This window comes from Reticulibacter mediterranei (assembly GCF_016587455.1).
The window spans coordinates 4,112,303-4,129,262 of the sequence record NZ_BNJK01000001.1 but is presented as its reverse complement, the minus strand read 5'-3'; the positions used below and the strand labels follow the sequence as shown (position 1 = coordinate 4,129,262).

General features: G+C 46.8%; 20 protein-coding genes and 1 pseudogene. 7 read left to right on the top strand and 14 right to left on the bottom strand.

Features of this window, described 5'->3' with window-relative positions; all coding sequences use genetic code 11:
• Positions 1–288 precede the first annotated feature (288 nt).
• Positions 289–807: a fasciclin domain-containing protein gene (locus tag K3T83_RS17825; RefSeq protein ID WP_220204304.1), complete on the top strand. Its 519-nt coding sequence runs from the start codon at positions 289–291 to the stop codon at positions 805–807.
• A 124-nt stretch (positions 808–931) separates the two neighbouring features.
• On the opposite strand, the gene K3T83_RS17820 is transcribed toward K3T83_RS17825, so the two are convergent.
• From K3T83_RS17820 to gvpJ (K3T83_RS17785), 8 genes are all read right to left on the bottom strand, one after another.
• Positions 932–2,074, bottom strand: coding sequence for a TRAFAC clade GTPase domain-containing protein (locus K3T83_RS17820; protein WP_220204303.1), 1,143 nt, complete (start codon positions 2,072–2,074; stop codon positions 932–934).
• A gap of 143 nt (positions 2,075–2,217) precedes the next feature.
• Positions 2,218–2,469, bottom strand: a complete 252-nt coding sequence (locus K3T83_RS17815; protein ID WP_220204302.1) for a gas vesicle protein GvpG — start codon at positions 2,467–2,469, stop codon at positions 2,218–2,220.
• A 2-nt stretch (positions 2,470–2,471) separates the two neighbouring features.
• Positions 2,472–3,425 carry an ArsA family ATPase gene (locus K3T83_RS17810; protein ID WP_220204301.1) on the bottom strand — a complete coding sequence of 318 codons (954 nt, stop codon included), beginning with the start codon at positions 3,423–3,425 and terminating at the stop codon, positions 2,472–2,474.
• An 8-nt stretch (positions 3,426–3,433) separates the two neighbouring features.
• A complete protein-coding gene (locus K3T83_RS17805; protein ID WP_220204300.1) occupies positions 3,434–4,195 on the bottom strand; it encodes a GvpL/GvpF family gas vesicle protein in 762 nt (253 codons plus the stop codon).
• On the bottom strand, positions 4,192–5,196 hold the full coding sequence (locus tag K3T83_RS17800) for a GvpL/GvpF family gas vesicle protein (RefSeq protein WP_220204299.1): 1,005 nt from the start codon (positions 5,194–5,196) through the stop codon (positions 4,192–4,194). The genes K3T83_RS17805 and K3T83_RS17800 overlap by 4 nt, the downstream gene beginning before the upstream one ends.
• Positions 5,193–7,328, bottom strand: a complete 2,136-nt coding sequence (locus K3T83_RS17795; protein ID WP_220204298.1) for a CDC48 family AAA ATPase — start codon at positions 7,326–7,328, stop codon at positions 5,193–5,195. The genes K3T83_RS17800 and K3T83_RS17795 overlap by 4 nt, the downstream gene beginning before the upstream one ends.
• Before the next feature lies 1 nt (position 7,329).
• Complete coding sequence (gene hsp20 / locus K3T83_RS17790) at positions 7,330–8,136, bottom strand: archaeal heat shock protein Hsp20 (protein WP_220204297.1); 807 nt, start codon at positions 8,134–8,136, stop codon at positions 7,330–7,332.
• A gap of 220 nt (positions 8,137–8,356) precedes the next feature.
• Positions 8,357–8,569 carry a gas vesicle protein GvpJ gene (gene gvpJ, locus K3T83_RS17785; RefSeq protein WP_220204296.1) on the bottom strand — a complete coding sequence of 71 codons (213 nt, stop codon included), beginning with the start codon at positions 8,567–8,569 and terminating at the stop codon, positions 8,357–8,359.
• A gap of 482 nt (positions 8,570–9,051) precedes the next feature.
• On the opposite strand from gvpJ (K3T83_RS17785), the gene K3T83_RS17780 reads away from it, so the two are divergent.
• From K3T83_RS17780 to K3T83_RS17760, 5 genes and pseudogenes are all read left to right on the top strand, one after another.
• A complete protein-coding gene (locus K3T83_RS17780; RefSeq protein WP_220204295.1) occupies positions 9,052–9,315 on the top strand; it encodes a hypothetical protein in 264 nt (87 codons plus the stop codon).
• 13 nt (positions 9,316–9,328) lie between these two features.
• A complete protein-coding gene (locus K3T83_RS17775; RefSeq protein WP_220204294.1) occupies positions 9,329–10,141 on the top strand; it encodes a GvpL/GvpF family gas vesicle protein in 813 nt (270 codons plus the stop codon).
• 12 nt (positions 10,142–10,153) lie between these two features.
• Complete coding sequence (gene gvpJ, locus K3T83_RS17770; RefSeq protein ID WP_220204293.1) at positions 10,154–10,825, top strand: gas vesicle protein GvpJ; 672 nt, start codon at positions 10,154–10,156, stop codon at positions 10,823–10,825.
• A gap of 50 nt (positions 10,826–10,875) precedes the next feature.
• A pseudogene (locus K3T83_RS17765) lies at positions 10,876–11,121 on the top strand (gas vesicle protein); the annotation flags it as partial.
• Positions 11,122–11,215: 94 nt separating this feature from the next.
• Positions 11,216–11,464: a hypothetical protein gene (locus K3T83_RS17760; RefSeq protein WP_220204291.1), complete on the top strand. Its 249-nt coding sequence runs from the start codon at positions 11,216–11,218 to the stop codon at positions 11,462–11,464.
• A gap of 324 nt (positions 11,465–11,788) precedes the next feature.
• Here K3T83_RS17760 and K3T83_RS17755 read toward each other — a convergent pair whose 3' ends face one another.
• The gene (locus K3T83_RS17755; protein WP_220204290.1) at positions 11,789–12,013 is read right to left on the bottom strand and encodes a DUF2795 domain-containing protein; all 225 of its coding nucleotides are present in this window, start codon (positions 12,011–12,013) and stop codon (positions 11,789–11,791) included.
• A 377-nt stretch (positions 12,014–12,390) separates the two neighbouring features.
• Between K3T83_RS17755 and K3T83_RS17750 the strand changes: the two genes are divergently transcribed.
• Positions 12,391–12,759 (top strand): hypothetical protein, encoded by a 369-nt coding sequence (locus K3T83_RS17750; RefSeq protein WP_220204289.1) that lies wholly within the window; start codon positions 12,391–12,393, stop codon positions 12,757–12,759.
• Positions 12,760–12,802: 43 nt separating this feature from the next.
• Here K3T83_RS17750 and K3T83_RS17745 read toward each other — a convergent pair whose 3' ends face one another.
• From K3T83_RS17745 to pstC, 5 genes are all read right to left on the bottom strand, one after another.
• A complete protein-coding gene (locus K3T83_RS17745) occupies positions 12,803–13,573 on the bottom strand; it encodes a response regulator (RefSeq protein WP_220204288.1) in 771 nt (256 codons plus the stop codon).
• A gap of 150 nt (positions 13,574–13,723) precedes the next feature.
• Positions 13,724–14,515 carry a phosphate ABC transporter ATP-binding protein PstB gene (gene pstB, locus K3T83_RS17740; protein ID WP_220208252.1) on the bottom strand — a complete coding sequence of 264 codons (792 nt, stop codon included), beginning with the start codon at positions 14,513–14,515 and terminating at the stop codon, positions 13,724–13,726.
• Between the two features lie 184 nt (positions 14,516–14,699).
• Positions 14,700–14,924, bottom strand: coding sequence for a hypothetical protein (locus tag K3T83_RS17735; RefSeq protein WP_220204287.1), 225 nt, complete (start codon positions 14,922–14,924; stop codon positions 14,700–14,702).
• Positions 14,925–15,069: 145 nt separating this feature from the next.
• Positions 15,070–16,011: a phosphate ABC transporter permease PstA gene (gene pstA / locus K3T83_RS17730; protein WP_220204286.1), complete on the bottom strand. Its 942-nt coding sequence runs from the start codon at positions 16,009–16,011 to the stop codon at positions 15,070–15,072.
• Positions 16,008–16,916, bottom strand: coding sequence for a phosphate ABC transporter permease subunit PstC (pstC, locus tag K3T83_RS17725; protein WP_220204285.1), 909 nt, complete (start codon positions 16,914–16,916; stop codon positions 16,008–16,010). Before pstC ends, pstA begins: the two co-directional genes overlap by 4 nt.
• Positions 16,917–16,960: the final 44 nt, after the last annotated feature.

The window sequence follows — 16,960 nt, the reverse complement described above, 5'->3', positions numbered from 1 at the left end:
TAGAGTCGAATTTGCGCAAGAGTAGGACGCTTTCAATAGCCTTTATAGACCACTCCTCAACAATTTGCATATTTGGAAGGCGGCGAAATGGGGTGTCATGTTACTTCCAGCCTTGCTTATTCGTGCCACCACTGAGAATGATGAGCGAGTGATTTTTTACGACCAAATTCTGGGAAAGATTTCGTAGTGGAGCGATTGATCGCGTTGGGACAAGCACCTCCCAGGCTCTACTCACGCGATCAATCGCTCCACTACGAAATCCTTACCGCTTGCATAAGGAACCATGAGATGTCCAAAATAGAGCAAGTTTTGCAAGGGCTGACCTCGCCCTATACGTTCAATAATTTACAGATGCTGCTCAATGCGGCAGGACTGGAATATACACTGCAAGGAAATCGTCCGCTAACGCTCTTTGCGCCCCACGATCTCGTGTTTGATACGCTACAACAGCGCACAGGCTTCGATCTGATGACCAACATTGATAAGCTCAACTTGCTTCTGCGCTACCATATCGTGCCACTCAAGTTGAGCAGAGCCGAATTGAGGAAAGAGGTGCAGCAAGAATCACCAGCCGCCGAACAGGTGCTCCAACTGCCGACCGAAGCGGAAGGGTACACGCTCCGTGCGCTGATTGGCGATCATATCCAGATCAACAGCGTGCGGGTTGTTCAGACCGATATTGAAGCGGAGAACGGGATTATTCATGTCATCGATGGCATTCTCTGGCCAGCAGGCTTGAGCGAACTCTCGTTCGGCGAACGTAGCACCGTACATATACCAGGAGAGAAGGAGCGGCCTGTCGAGTAGCACTATCAGGCTCTCTCAATCGACTTGACGTTTGTTGGTAGAGGCTGCCAGGCTAGAGGGAGATAAGCACAATTACAGACATATAGACAGGCAAGCCGTCTTCGTCTGATATGCAACTCTCCCTTTATTCTACATTGAATAATCTGGATGCTGGAAAATCCTGCTCCAACTGATTTACCAGATACTCAAAACTTTTCATTACATGCTTAGCCGCAGTTTGTTCATCCTTAATCTTTTTAAGAGTGAGGTCTCTCTCTCTACGAAGCCTTTCTTCTCGCTGTGCTTCTTGTTCGTGCATGCCTCGTACCCAGGATTCTGCGTAATCTATGAGAAGATCAAGACTTTCATGGGTAAGGATACGTACGAGAGTTTTATCATTATACTTGTCCCGCACAGTTTTACGTAACGTCTTGAGTGACGGGATAATAGATTTCAGCACCATTAAGAAAGGAAGGCGCTTGTTAATTTTGCCTAACAAGGCTTCCTCCTCGGAGAGTTTCTGCAATGCAACCTGTAATATATCCAGGAAAACACATGCAAGTGGCATCTCTATCTGAAACGGGATCGGAGTCCTCCCAGGAATCTTGCACATCCTGCCGTCAACTTGCAGTTTAGCAAATTCTGGTCCGATTGAACTGACTGGAATTAACCGCGTAGGATACTTCTTTCTTCCCTGCACAAACTGCTGAAATTCCTTGATAGCCAGAAGGTATTCTTGCACCTCCTTAAATGAATAGTCTGGTTGAAGAAGATCCCACTTCATAATGATGAAATGGACAGGGACAGGCTCATCCCGGTCTAACATAATTTGGAGAATATTCGGAAGTTCGACACTTACAAAATGTTCCCCCTCCTTCTCGCCGCGCATCAGTGAGCGAATTCTTCTACCATCGAGTATAGCTAAGAGTGTGTCAGCACGTTTAAATCTATCATCCAATTCAGTTCGCAAGATAGAACCTTGCTGTGTATCCGTAATTTTCTCTCCCGCATAGTCGAGATATGTAAATTGAAATACGCTGTAGATATGCTCATCTTCTGCCTGGACGCAACACCTGAAATGCCATTCTGAGATTTCTGTTGTAGAAGCAGGCCACTCTTCTGAATTAGCAATTTGCTCATACTTCTCATTAAGTAATCTGTTCTGCTCGCTACGGAGGAAGAACTGTGCATCTTTATTCTGCGTATAAAGCTTATGATACATGCTCGCTAAATAAACCGTTTTGCCGCAGCTATGTGGCCCTATCACAGCTACATTATAATTATTCATGATGAGTATTCCTTTGTATACATACACAGGATGTCCTGATGTTGACCATACAAACTGCGAACAGAGTTTTAAAGCCGGGCAGAATCATTATCGTCAGCCATACCCATCGCTAGGAGCGAGAAGGCTTGCAAAAGTACTATATACTATGATCTTAGCGTGATATCCTCCTGTTGCTCCTCCAGCACGTTAAGTCTTTCCATAATTGCGGCCTCTTTCTCCTGGTATTCCTCCTCAGTAATCTGATCAGTTTCAAACAAGAACTCCAATTGCAGTAGCTCCTCTTTTATTCTGGACGTATCATTTAACTCTTCTTCTGCCATTTCAGCAATTTTCTTGAATATTCCCATGAAACCTTTGGCTGGTAACTTGAATAGCAGATCGTCAAGGATAAACATGGTTAAACCTCCTCTTTGCTTTCAGTAAACAACTGCATTCCTAGCGTTTGTAACTTGTCAATGCCCTGGATTTCGGTTGGTTGCAAAATGACCTCTGTAATACTCCGTGGACGGAACTCCTGCTTTATAGCCTGAACATATCGTTCCTGAAATGCTCTTCTTTGCCTGGCAAAATCAGCTTCTTCGCGTGGGAAGACATTATTGACGATAATATGTCGAGATGAAATGTGCATTCGCTCAAGACCTCTTAGTAGATCCCCTGTTTCGGAAACCGCCATCTTCTCGGCAATAGTGACCACGACAAACTCTGTTTTCTCGGCATTTTGCAAGAGTGCCTGCACTTTCTTCACGGTTCTTTTCATTTCCAGAAGAAACTCATCGGCTTTCTCGATCCGCTCTTCTCTTGCAAAGTGCCTTACTACGGTATGATATTTCCAGCGCAGAGTAGCTAAAAACTTTATCCACTGATCCAACAGTTCTGGTAACGTAAGAAGTCTCAGTGTATGACCAGTTGGTGCAGTATCTACAAGATAGATCTGATAGTCAGAATTCTGCATAAAGTCGATGACTTTCTTGAGGCTCATTACTTCGTCCAGACCTGGAACATCGAGTTGGAAAAGTTCTTCTGTCTCTTCATCTGCTAAATAGGTACCCTGTTGCAGGATATCTAAGATTTCGCCGCCATATTCCTCTTTAAATTCTTTAAGGACTTTCCTGGCATCGATCTCCATCGCATAAAGATTCGGCATGCCAGCAATCGTAGTGGGATCGCTACCAATCGCTTGACCGAAGCTATCACCCAGCGATGGTGCGGGATCAGTCGTAAAGATTAACACCTTGTGCGTTTTAGCTAGCTCTACGGCTGTTGCCGCAGCCATCGTTGTTTTCCCAACGCCACCTTTACCGCCGAACAGAATAAATTGTAGGGACGTGTCTAACAACCCGTTTAATGACACAGTGCCTCCTACCAATGAATCACGATCTCGACAAAATTGTATGGTACTAGCGAACGTGTATATTTTAACTGCTTTCTCTTTCCATACATACTATCCAGATCAGCTACCTTTTTGTCAAAATCTACCTCCCTCTCCTTATTTACTAAATAAGCTACATTTATCAGATTCATATCGCCGTAAATTTGATTCTCTCTCCACTCAAGGCTAAGCGGTTTTAATGTCTCTAGCAACTCTTTCGCTTCCTCTTTTCTCTTTTCCTCCAGGACTCCTTGAATCATTTCTCCGACTTTTACCATTCCTGCCCGTTTCTTTTGCGCGTCTTTTTCGTGAAGTAACTCTTCTTTTAGCGACTTAATATCTTTGTTTTCTTCAACCACTTCGGCAAAAATAGCATCCATGTCTGGCCAGCGCGCTCTCACTCGAAGTTCTAATTTCCCCTCCATTTTTCTCAATAAATCGACAAACTCTTGGTAACGAGGCTGCAATACTTTTTCTATGATCAATCCTTCGGCCTCGCTAATTGTGCTAAAGCGAACAGGCAAAACGGTGCCTTCTTCTACCGCCCTGTCCAACACTTTAGCATGTTTCATCGTATTCTCCCTGGTCACTGGATATTTGACAATTGGAGAGCGGGAAACGATTGCTGCTATATCCTGATAGGGCAATGTATAGACGACATCTTCTCTTCCGCCTATACCGATCGGGCCAAATTCTTGCCTATCGCTGGAGGCCAGGATACCATAGAGATAGTAGCCCTCACTGTTACTCATTGCATTTCCTCCTTCCATCGATACATTTCTACGTGCATCGATCCGTTCTCGATAAAATCTTGCAACGTACTGTGAGCATCATGGATCAGTTGAAACTCTTCTGTAGAATCTTCTTCGCCCGTTTTATCCGGGTGGTATTTCTGTGCGAGGCGGTGATATGCGTCGCGAAGAGTTTGCTCCGTAATTTCTCCAGTCAAGCCAAGCGCTTTTTTCGCATCTTTGATTCTTTCTGGAGCAATTTTTTTGAAAACAATAGTAGCGAAACTGTATAAGGGAAGTGGACCTACTACTCGAAAGTTGACGGTATTCAGCAACTTTTGATCCAGGCTCTGGATCGCCGTGTCAAAAGACTTCTCGTGTTCCTTTGCTAGCAAAAAAGCTGCATTTAGGATCATCTTATCGCCTAGCAAATCGTGCAAAAGCACATCCACGGTCTCTTGCCTGAGCGTCTCCAAAATCGTTTGCTGATACCTGACTTTTTCGGCATTCAGCTCTTGCTCAATAAGTTGGCCGAGCGCGATTTTATCCTCAGTGCTAACCTCCCCTCCTTTCATCATTATTTCCTGTTGTCTGGCTTGAAGCTGCTCGTTCTGGTGAGGGAGTGTCGCGAGGATTTTTTGTAAATCCCACCAGGCAACGACATCCAGTTCTATCTTCCTCTTCGCTTTATCTAGCTCGTTGTGTAGCAGATCATAGCCTTTTTCCAGGAATTTAATCACCTCGTCTTCGGTCTCTGTCATAGTCCCGAATTTCACTGGTAGGATGGTGCAAGCCTGCATTACTTTTTCAATGACTAGTTGATGGACTGCTAAGTCTTTGGCAACTTTCTCTTTGCTCAAGGAGTCATAGGCCGTCAATGTACTGTTGGAAACAACGGCTGCTATATCTTTAAAGCCAAGAGTCTTCACCTTGGAAGCAACTCGGTCGCCGATACCCATCTCTCCAAACTCCTGAGGCGTACCCGTGTTGATGATGCCATAGATATATGTACCGTTTTTCATGTCCTACTCCTGCTGTTCACAAGGGATATCGCATCTTCCATCGCCTCCATAAAGTGCCTCTTTTCAATGACGAAATGCTCCAGATCTTCCTCTTTGCTTTCTAAAAACTCCCGAATCGCCAACAGGCTGGCCTTCTGGCAGATCGAGGCAATATCAGCTCCCACCAGCCCATCCGTCTCTCGGGCCAGGTTTTCCAGCGCAACCTCTTTGGCTAGCGGTTTCCCTCTGATATGCACACGAAATATAGCCTCCCGCGCCTTCATGTCCGGTTTGGGCAGCTCCAGCACAAAATCGAACCGGCCTGGCCTCAGAATGGCAGGATCAATCAAGTCCAACCGATTCGTGCTTGCCAATACCGTGACCCCTTTTAGCTCCTCAATCCCATCCATCTCAGTTAAGAACTGAGTGACGACCCGCTCGGTGACCTGATCGCCTATCATCTTCCCGCGCTGCGGGACAATCGACTCAATCTCGTCAAAGAACAAGATACAAGGAGCAGCCTGCCGAGCCTTTTTGAAGACCTCACGCACACCACGTTCGCTTTCGCCAATGTATTTGGACAGCAATTCTGGACCGGAGACGGCAATAAAATTAACCTCTGATTCTTTAGCAATGCCCTTGGCAAGCAAGGTCTTTCCTGTACCTGGTTCGCCGCTTACGATGATACCTTTGGCAGGTCTGGTATGCGCCTTCGCATACACTGCTGGATGATATAAAGGATCTTTGACGGTCTCAAGGAGTACACGCTTGATTTGCTCCAGCCCGCCAATGTCGGCAAAACCGATATCAGGAATCTCGGTAAAGAACTCACGAATAGCGGAAGGCTCCACCTCACGTAAAGCATTAAGGAAATCATCCATCGTCACCTCTAGTGCCAGCAGAGCCTCGACCGGAATCACTTCTCGCTCAAAATCGATGCAAGGCATGAGGCGGCGAATGGCATAAATAGCCGCCTCACGCGTTAATGCACCCAGATCGGCCCCTACAAAACCGTGGGTGAGAAAGGCTAAGCGCTCCATATCCACATCATCCGAGAAAGGCATGCCTCTGGTGTGGATGGTGAGGATCTCGAAACGACCATGTTTATCGGGAATGGGAATCACGATTTCTCGATCAAAGCGACCAGGGCGGCGCAGAGCGGGATCAAGGATATTAGGCAAATTGGTCGCGCCAATAATTATAACCTGACCCCGTTCCTTTAAGCCATCCATTAAGGCCAGCAGTTGACCAACTACCCTTCTCTCAACCTGTTTTTCTCCTCCCAACTCTTCTCTTTTCGGGGCGATGGCATCTAATTCATCCAGGAACAGAATAGAGGGAGCCTTTTTCTTCGCCTCTTCAAAGACATTGCGAAGATGCTCCTCAGATTCGCCATAGAACTTGTGCATAATCTCCGGGCCAGAGATCTGCAAGAACGTGGCGTCGGTTTCATTGGCGATCACTTTAGCAATCAGGGTCTTACCACACCCCGGCGGACCATGCAGCAGAACGCCCTTTGGGGGATCGATGCCCAGGCGAGCAAAGACCTGGGGGAAACGCAGGGGCAGCTCAATCATTTCCCGAATGCGCCTCACCTGATCTCCAAGCCCGCCGATATCCTCATAGGTCAATCTGGCTTCTGTCGCCTTGCCCTCCCCAGCAATAGTAATGCTTGTTTGTGATGTTAACAGTACTGCCCCCGTGGGTACGGTATCGACGACACGAAAGTCCTGCTTCTTTGCCCCCAAAAAGGTCGTTTGTACTCTATCGCCAGCAATGGCTGGGATGGCTGCCAGTTGCCTGGAAAGATACCCATTATCAGTCGCCGTTCTTCCAATGAAGGTTAAAGGAGACAATCTTACTTTCCTTGCTTCCTCAACTTTCATTCTGGTAAGTTTGATCTGCTCGTTAATACCTATCTGAGCGTTCTCTCTGATAATTCCGTCAATCTGGATAACACCCTGGCCACGCAACTCTGGAAAAGTGGGCATGATCCTGGCTACGGTTTCCCGCTTGCCTTTCAGACCAATGACTTCTCCTGAGTCGTTAATGCTCAGCCTCTCCATCACCTCTGGATCGACGCGAGCAATGCCACGCCCCACATCGCGAGGATGAGCCTCGACTACTTTGAGTTGAATGCTCACATCTTTCATACTACTTCGTACTCATTCTTATCTCTAAAATGCCGTTTTTATACTTCCTCTCTAAGGTGCTGGCATCAGCATTTTTGGGCAGGACCAGCTCTTTGTAATATTTGCGACTACTGTTAGCAGCAGAAAGCGTCAGGATATCTCCCTTGACTTCGATATGAATATCTTTGACCAGCACCCCTGGCAATTCGACAATGACCGAAATGTGGTCCTGTTCATCAAAGATATCGACTAAAGGCTCTCTCTCCTCCTCAACGACTGGCCCCTGGGCACCCTTTTTTACATTGCCAAATGGCTCAACAATTGGTTTGCCCCCGAGGCCCTCTTTGATAGAGAGGCCATAGACTGCTTTGACACGTCCCGAAGGGCTGATAAATTCTCCCTCCCGCTTTTCTTCTCCCTTCCCGACTGCTTCCATCGTGGCTACTAAGTCAATGAAGCTGCCAATACCCTGAATAATGTCGTTGAAAGAGATTTTCCCAATCCGAAAATCAAACTCTCCCTGCTTATTTTGAGCAACATCTTCCTCTGGAACGCTACTTTCTTCCTGGGTTTCTCTTTTCTGCTGCCCTTCAGGTTGGGGCGTCTCACTCTGAACGAACTGAGCAATTTCAGCGAGTCTCTTTTCTATTTGCGTTTTTTGGCGCTCGAATTGCTCAAGCAGCTTCATGAGATTATCTTTTTCGACATCCAGTTGGAAATGCTTTGCATCCTTTTTGCTCTCAGCCGATAGACCGGATCGGATATTCATGCTACCAATTCCTTTGATAGCATGAATACCTTTAATATCTTTAATCCCTTTAGGTGACATGTGTATCTCCTTCTGGAATTATTTCCATCTTTTCAAGAATATTACTATCTCCTTCTGGCATTCCTCGCAGACCGAAGAGCAGACCTCCCCAGCGATGGCATATGTTGCCAGAAAAGCATCTCCTGGTAGCACAGGGTTCTACCAGAAGGACGTTCATATAACAGCTCAACGAAGCATCTGCACTACTGGTTAGAATGCTTTTAGAAGATGGTTTCCCTCTTTAGGCCGGAGCAGCTGTAGCGGTAAGTCCAATAGCTTCTGCATATTTGAGATACGTCTCCACAGAAGCAACGACCGCTCTCGCTTCAATCGATATGACTTCGATGCCCACTAAAGAGATTCTGACCCAGGCATCAATGACGATACCTTTGTCAAGAATGCTGTCAACTACCTCTGCAAGGCTAGAGGACGCGGGTGCCTTTTCTACGGGCATATTTGTTCTCCTCATCTAGTAATAACATATATACTGCAAGTGCAAATTGTCATTGCACTATCATCGACTAAACAGTGTTGGCCAACCTTAATGACGTAGATTCAGATAACCAGCCAGTTTATATTGTAGAGATAGACGTGGTTTCGTGACTATGCCATAGTGTGCCACAAACTTGTTTATATCTACTTATATAAATGCCCAACTGGAAATGCTCACTATCTTTGCTGCTGGCCTATATTATGTATACGTTGGACGTATATAATCCGATTACAATAAATTTACAAACAATATAATACCGACTTATTATAACGCGATCTTCTCGATCGGCAAATGAGGCAATATATGCAACTAAATCTGGATCACATACCCTTTCATTTATGATAATTTTTTGCTATACTATCATGAATAGATCGATTTAATGTTGAGATAAATGGCAATTCTTTCGCCCTAAGAGTTGATAAATCATGGAGAAGATAAAAAGGATGATGAATGCAGTCAGAGAAAAAGTGAAACAATTCTTGAAGGAGGCTCTTGGTGCAAAAGAAGTCAGAGAAGAAATAAGAGTTATCGGCATTGATAATGCGAATGGCATCTGGACAGCCGAGGCCGAAGTGCTAGAAAGAAATCTTTCCTTACCACAATATCAGGTGTTCGAAAAAAAGCGTTACATTGTCAAGCTGACCGCGGATCTTGAAGTTTCTTCCTATAAGCAGGTAAAAAAGAACGGGGACAGAGAGGAAGAATAGAAAGGTTCAAACTATGATTCCTGGACGTGGACTCTATGCCTACGCGATCGTAGGCAAAAGTCCTCAACAGCTTGAAATCGTCGGTGTTGATAAGAAAAGCAACGTCTATTCTGTGGGGGAAAATGATATCTGCGTGATAGTGAGTGAGATCGCTATTGATCAATTTCAAAATCAGGTAAAGAACTTGATTTCTGAACTGACAAAAAATACAGAAAATATTCAAAATGAGAGTGGAGAGGTACTGCAAGCTCATGAGACCGTAATTGAGGCTCTGATGCACGATGATACTACGGTTGTTCCCTTGAAGTTTGGGACAGTTTTAAAAGATGAAAAAGCTGTCTTAAAGATGGTGCAGGATCGTGGTGAGGAATTTAAAAGTCTCCTGGCTAGATTTGCCGGGAAAGTAGAATGGGGACTAAAGGCATATATTGATATACAAGCATTGAATAAATACGTTGTAGACACTGAATCTAAATTTAGTGATCTGAAAGCCAGACGAGAAAAATTGTCAAGGGGAGCAGCCTATTTATTAGGCAAAAAAATGGAAGAAGAGGTAAGGGACCATATAGCTACTCTGCTTGCCCAGGTCACAGAGGAGATTTTTCAAGAGCTAGGAAGGGAAGCCTCTGAGGCCCATCTGAACAACATCTTACCGCAAAAAATGACCGGGAAAAAGAAAGAGATGATCCTCAATGCAGCTTACCTGGTCGAGAGGACAAAGGTTGCTCATCTTCATCAACAAGGAAAAAGTTTGATGGAAAAATATGAATTTATGAGCTTAGACCTTGAATTTTCCGGTCCCTGGCCCCCGTACAATTTTACGTAAGGAACTTGTATTATGAGTAATCAGCCAAGCCAAACCAGTGAGCAGATAGCCAGAAATCAACGTGTTACTCTTTTAGAGCTTTTGGATAGGCTTATAGATAGAGGTGTGATGGTAAAGGGAGAGATACTGTTGTCGGTAGCAGATGTTGAGCTCGTTTATCTAAATCTGGGTTTGCTACTCTCCTCTGTGAAAACAGTCGAGCATGCAGCAAACAGAAGTGGCCGAAGAGAAGCAGAGATAATTCCCCTGCCCATTCCTCCTCGGGAAGAGTCTATCCATTTGCTACGACTTGAAGAGAAAAGCAATGATCTCGTCTCAACACCTTTAGCCAAAGAAATTAGCGCGAGTAGCAATAGCGATGGAACAACTGTAGACGGAACGTTATCATCCGCTATCGGCGATGAGTTAAACAAGTTATCTCAACCAAAAACAGACATCGACCACGAAAATGTAGAAAAAGGATTGGTCAAGCTTGTATTAACGCTAGTTGATCTAATTCGCAAACTTATGGAGAAACAAGCAATTCGGAGAATAGAGGCTAATCAATTAAATGACAGAGAAATAGAAGCTGTAGGAAATACCTTTTTACTTTTGGATGAGAAGATGAATCAATTGAAAGCAAATTTCGACCTAAAAGACGAGGATTTGAATCTAGATTTAGGCCCTTTAGGAGAACTTGTTTAATTGCTTTCAGCAGCTCACCCATATAAGGTTTCAGAGTTTAGCAAACAAGAATGTGTAAGAAGAGGTTATTTATGCCAGAGCAAGTTAGCCGTTTACAAACAACAAATTTAGCTGATCTTCTAGAGCGTATTCTTGATAAAGGAGTGGTGATAGTTGGAGATATCAGAATTAATCTGGTAGATGTTGAGCTTTTAACTATCAAAATACGACTGCTGGTAGCCTCAGTGGATAAGGCAAAAGCACTTGGCATTGATTGGTGGGAGCATGACCCATTTATTTCTTCTAAAGCACAGCCAGAGATAGATGAAGGGTAGGGGATCCGATATTGAAGGGATAGTAACTCGTAGTTTTTTAGAAGGATACTCCTTTCTATTAGAAGAGGAAATAGCAATGACAAAGACTTTTGACATTCCGTTTTCGGGTGATACAGCCTCCATTCTCCAACGGGCAAAAAACGCCGCCAAGGAAAGTGGAGCAACACTGACAGGTGATACAAACAGCGGCAATTTTTCAGGCAAGGGGATCGAAGGTCACTATGAAGTAAGTGATAACACAGTACACGTGACCATTACCAAAAAGCCTATTGTTGTCCTTGATTCTGTCATCGAATCTCAACTCCGAAAATTCTTCGGAGGCTAGCTAGCCACCCACTTCGATAGAGTGGCAAAACTGGGGGAAGGATTCCCTAAAAGATGCATTTCGCCTTTAAAGCTTTCATGTGATGAAAGCTTTAAGATCTTATTATAAAACTGTATGGCTGAATTGCTGTTCCAGTAGAACAATGCAATTCAGCCATACAACTACATTTATGGAAGTATAGCAATGCTCGGCAGCTGATTCCTGAGATAGGCAAGTTATAATTAGCTTGCCATCAAGATTTAGCTTGTCTGGGCCAGTAGAATTTCCTCAATGGCAACTTATTTACGACGTAACCTGTAACTTTGAACTCTGTCCTACATGCTTTCACGGCAATTTGATGTTGCCGAGATTTCCCCCCAGCCCACCAAGCTCTTTTTGAATATCCTGTAGAGAATTAAATGTTTTATCTGGGAGGCGTTGTTGGAGCACGTCCACTACTTGACTACTGACTCCCTTTTGTTGCTCTACAGACTTAATGAGGTTGTCTTTGCTAATGGGAAACTGAATCTGGTTTAACACCGGATTCAATACTCCAAGATCAATGTTCATCACACTACCTCTTTCTGTTGCGTATTGTGACAATACGCTCTCTTCAATGTCATCCCTGGCGATTAAAAATTCCTCTATCTGTCAATAATACACGAGGACAAAGAGCAGGGGGTTTCAAAAATAAGTATGTGAAATAGTGGAATTAATCAAAGCTTTTGTATTCTCTTGCAAGCTTCAGGGTTTGACCTTTAGAACTATGCTCCTGGACATGCCTGGGGCGTGTGAATCGAGAGATACCGGCATAATGGATAAAAAAATCAACAACTTCTTCTCAAAATTTACATTTTAAGCGTAAACCTGGCAACCGGATATAACGTGTTAGAAGTAGCAACTATGAGCCTATATAGCGGAGATTTTCTCTTGATAAGGAGATAGATTTGCATATAAACATAACCATTCCAGCCTCTGTCTTAGACGAGATCAACATCCATGTTGACCGGCCTGTAGGCCAGATACGTTTACATGTTGAAGATGATTGGCTCGTTGTGAAAGCGTTGGCATCAACGATTAAATTTCGTCCCTGTGTGGAAAGTGACCAGATAGTTCTCCAAGATCCTGAAGTGAAAGGTTTGCTCTGGCCTGCTCGCTCCAAGGTTATCAAATCTCTCGAAGAAAGCGTAAAAAAGATAGTCCTGCCCAATGCGTCTATGAGTATTAACGAGAAAGAGATACAGATATCATTGGGGATAGATCTCGAAATCCCGCCATTCTTACGCAAATTGATAGATAAAAGCCCATCAGAATAGATGCTGATCAAAGGGCGAGAGAAAAATTCTTCCCTCGCTCTTCTTATGATGCTTTGTCCCAGCGGAAAACGTAGCCGACGCCGCGTACGGTTTGAATCAATTTGGGATTAGCTGGATCTTCTTCCAGCTTTTCACGCAGCCAGCGTACATGCACATCGACTGTACGAGTATCACCAGCGTAATCGTAGCCCCAGACGTTATGGAGCAACTGATCGCGGGTGAGGACCGTGCCGCGATTGCGCACCAGATAAGTCAGCAACTCAAATTGCTTGGGCTGTAGTTCCATATCCTGACCGCGACAATTGATGCGGCGGCCCGCCAGATCGATAGAGAGAGGACCGGCCACCAGCAAGCGCTGAGAACGCGTATCAGCCGGTTGGGCTTTTTTCCCGCTCCCGTTCTTTTCCTCATCTTCTACGCGCACGGATTGTGCGGAGGGCAAAACGGCACGACGCAAGAGGGCGCGCACCCGTGCTAGCAACTCGCGCCGACCAAACGGCTTGGTCACATAATCGTCCGCGCCGACCTCCAGCCCGACCACCTTATCGATCTCGTCACCTTTGGCCGTAAGCATAATGATGGGCGTGGTGGCCGTCTGCTGTTCGCGCCGAAGCTGGCGGCAGACCTCCAGCCCATCGATGCCAGGCAACATAATATCGAGGATAATCAGATCAGGAGTCTCACTGTGAGCCGCCTCTAAAGCACTGCTGCCATCAGCAACAGTGACTACCTGATATCCAGATTGCTCCAGATTGTAGGCAATGGTTTCAACGAGGACTGCCTCGTCATCCACCACCAGAATTTTCTGAGCCACAGAGAAGCCTCCCAATTAAAGATTTTCTACGAACCTGGCAAGATATTTCGTAGTTTCCCGATTTATCGGGAGGGGTTGCCACTTTCCCCAAGCCCCTCCCGATAAATCGGGAAACTACGAAATATCTTGCCGCTTTTGATGTGAATACGACTAGCCGAAACGTCCACTGATATAATCTTCAGTTTCTTTTTGTCTGGGGTGCTCAAAGAGATCGGTTGTTGGAGCGACCTCTACTAATTTACCACTCAGGAAAAATCCTGTAAAGTGAGAGACGCGCGCCGCCTGCTGCATATTATGCGTGACGATAACGATGGTATAGTCTTTAACCAGCTCTGTGATCAGCTCCTCAATCTTCAAGGTTGCAATCGGGTCGAGCGCGGAGCAGGGTTCGTCCATCAACAAGACTTCCGGCTGAACCGCCAGGGCGCGTGCAATGCACAAACGCTGCTGCTGACCACCAGAGAGGCCAAGCGCGGAGGCATTGAGACGATCCTTCACCTCGTTCCAGATAGCGGCCCCACGCAGGCTCTTCTCGACCAGATCCTTAATATAGCTCTGCGATTTGCCCTGGATGCGCAAGCCATAGGCCACGTTCTCAAAGATCGACTTTGGAAACGGATTCGGGCGCTGAAACACCATGCCGATGCGCTGACGGAGCAGAACCACATCGACATTCTTCGCATAGATATTCTCCCCATCGAACAATGCCTGCCCCTCGACACGCGTATTCGGGATCAGATCGTTCATGCGGTTGAGCGTGCGCAAAAAGGTCGATTTACCGCAACCAGATGGGCCAATGAGTGCTGTGACCTGGCGAGTGCGCAGAGGCAAAGAGACATCAAACAATGCCTGCTTCTTGCCATAGAAGAAATTGGTATTGGTCACATCGATCTTCACATCGGCATTCGGATTGAGCGTCTTGCGCGGATCAAACGACCCCATATGTGCAGTAGCCTCTGCAACCTCTGAGGTGTCCGGTGCAGAGCTATTCACCTTCTCTGTACTCTTCTCTTGCATTGTCTTCTCTGATAGTGAATGTACACTAATGTTGGACTCAGATTGGCTGACGCGTTGAGCATCCTTTCCCATAAAGTATATCTCCTTGACTACTGCTCACTCACTACGTTTAACTCAGGGTATATTCTTTATGCAAAGGGATCGACGCATCGACAATCAGGCGACCATCTAATACCACAAGGCGGATGTAACGACCAGCCAGCGCCTTACTGATAAAGTAGGGGCGTCCCTCATACGAGATGTGGCCGCTGCGTGCAACCTTGCGGGAGAGAATGCTGGCACCTTCTGGAAGCACTCCATTTCCGCTGATGGGAGATTCTGCTGATGCATTCATAGGTTCGCTTTGCCCTCAATTCTCTGCGGCGACCCCTTCTTTGACGTGGTCGCCAGAACGAAATGGTTGAACAATCAGACTCTCATGCCGACCGAGAACGAAACCACGCATTTACGCTGCGTGTCAATTGGTCGGAAAGGGAGTATTAAGCGGCCATGATGCGGCGCTGAATAGCCCGTCCCAGGCCTCGTGCAAGAATATTAATTACGAACAGGATGATTATCAGGAGTGCCGCTGAACCAGCAGACACTTCGGTTGCAAGGCTAGTGGTCAGCCCTGGAATCGAGCCAGCTCCCTGCGTCTTCACATACCAGAGATGGATCGTCAACGTATCACTCGACAGCAACGGGTCCAGCGTAAAGACGTTGGCGGGGTTCGAGACACCCATTGTAAAGACCAGAGCGGCCGTCTCGCCCACGATCTTGCCAGCGGAAAGGATCAGGCCGGTAATCAGACCGGGCAGGGCCGAAGGGAGTACAACGGTGCGGATCATACGCCATTTGGTTGAGCCTAGCGCCAGGCTACCTTCACGCAGTTCGCGCGGCACCGCCAGCAATGCATCCTCAAACAGACGCAGCGAGAGGGGCATATTCAAGCAGAGCAGAGCCAGCGCACCAGTCAGGCGGCTAATATGAAACCCGAAGATCGAGCCAAAGAGGACGACACCAAACAGGCCCAATACAATCGAGGGAACGCCCGCCAGCGTCTCAGCTGCGAAGCGAATGGTCGTCACAAACGGCCCCTGGGGAGCGTACTCAACCATGTAGATAGCGGCCGCCAGAGCCAGGGGAAACAGGATAATCTCGGTCAGGATCAGCACATAGAACGTATTGAACAACTGACGCCCGATGCCGAGATCACTGGCTGCGTAAAACGACGGATCGATCAGAGCGGTGAACCCCTGCACAAGCAGTAGCACGATGATCGCGGCAAAGACCAGTGCGACAAAGAGCGCTACCACCCAGAGAATGCCCAGTGCGATCCTGTTGCCTCTATGCAGGCGCTGCACGATACGCAGCAGTTCGTCCAGCGAGCTTTTTTGACCGACAGACTGTTCGGCAATCTGTTCCACGCCACGCGCACTCATTTGTACACACTCCTACTCGCCAGATAGCGGCTAATACAAATGAAGAGAAACGAAATGACCAGCAGCAGGAACGCCAGGGTCCAGTAGGCATCCTGAGCGACGCCGGAAGTTTCGCCAAAGTCTTCAAGGATGGCTTTCGTGATATTAGTGGTGGGAGTAAAGAACGCTTGCAAGCTAAAGATTTTTTCGGGTGCGGCATGACCACCGAGGACCATCGCGACGGCCAGCGTCTCACCAATCGCGCGGGCCATTCCGAGCACTACGGCTGTTGCCAGGCTGCTCGCAGCTGCCGGGATCACCGCCTTGCTCATCATCTGCCATTTAGTTGAACCGAGCGCCAGGCTCGCCTCACGCACACTGTTCGGTACGGCGCGTATGGCATCGATAGAGATGCTGGTGATCGTGGGCAGGATCATGATGACCAGGACAAGGATTGCGGCTGCATAGCCATAGCCGAGTGTAGAGGTTAATTTGCCCAGAAATGGAGCCAGGACGATCAGGCCCAGAAAGCCGAGAACGACCGAGGGCATCCCGGTAAAGATTTCTAGAAGTGGCTGAAGGATGCGCGACAGCCAGCGCGGTGTGACCTCCGTCATGAACAGGGCCATGCCGAAAGAGAGCGGCGTGGCGATCAGAACCGAGAAGAATGTGATGATTAACGATCCTACAATCAGTCCCCAGGCTCCATAGGAGGGTTCATCGTTGAGGTTGGCGGCAGGGTCCCAGGTGGTCCCTGTAAAGAAATCTTTAAACGAGGCCCCACCGGGCGAAGTAAAAACGAGAAATGCACGTGATCCTACAAAGTAAAAGACGCCGACGATCACGGCAACAATCAATACGGCACAGCTGAGGAAGATAATCCGGGCGATCTGATCTGATAAACGCATCATTTGCGCTCTCTGCACGCCTCTCCTCCTTCCTTTCAGTCAGAAGTCGTCCCTATGCGAGA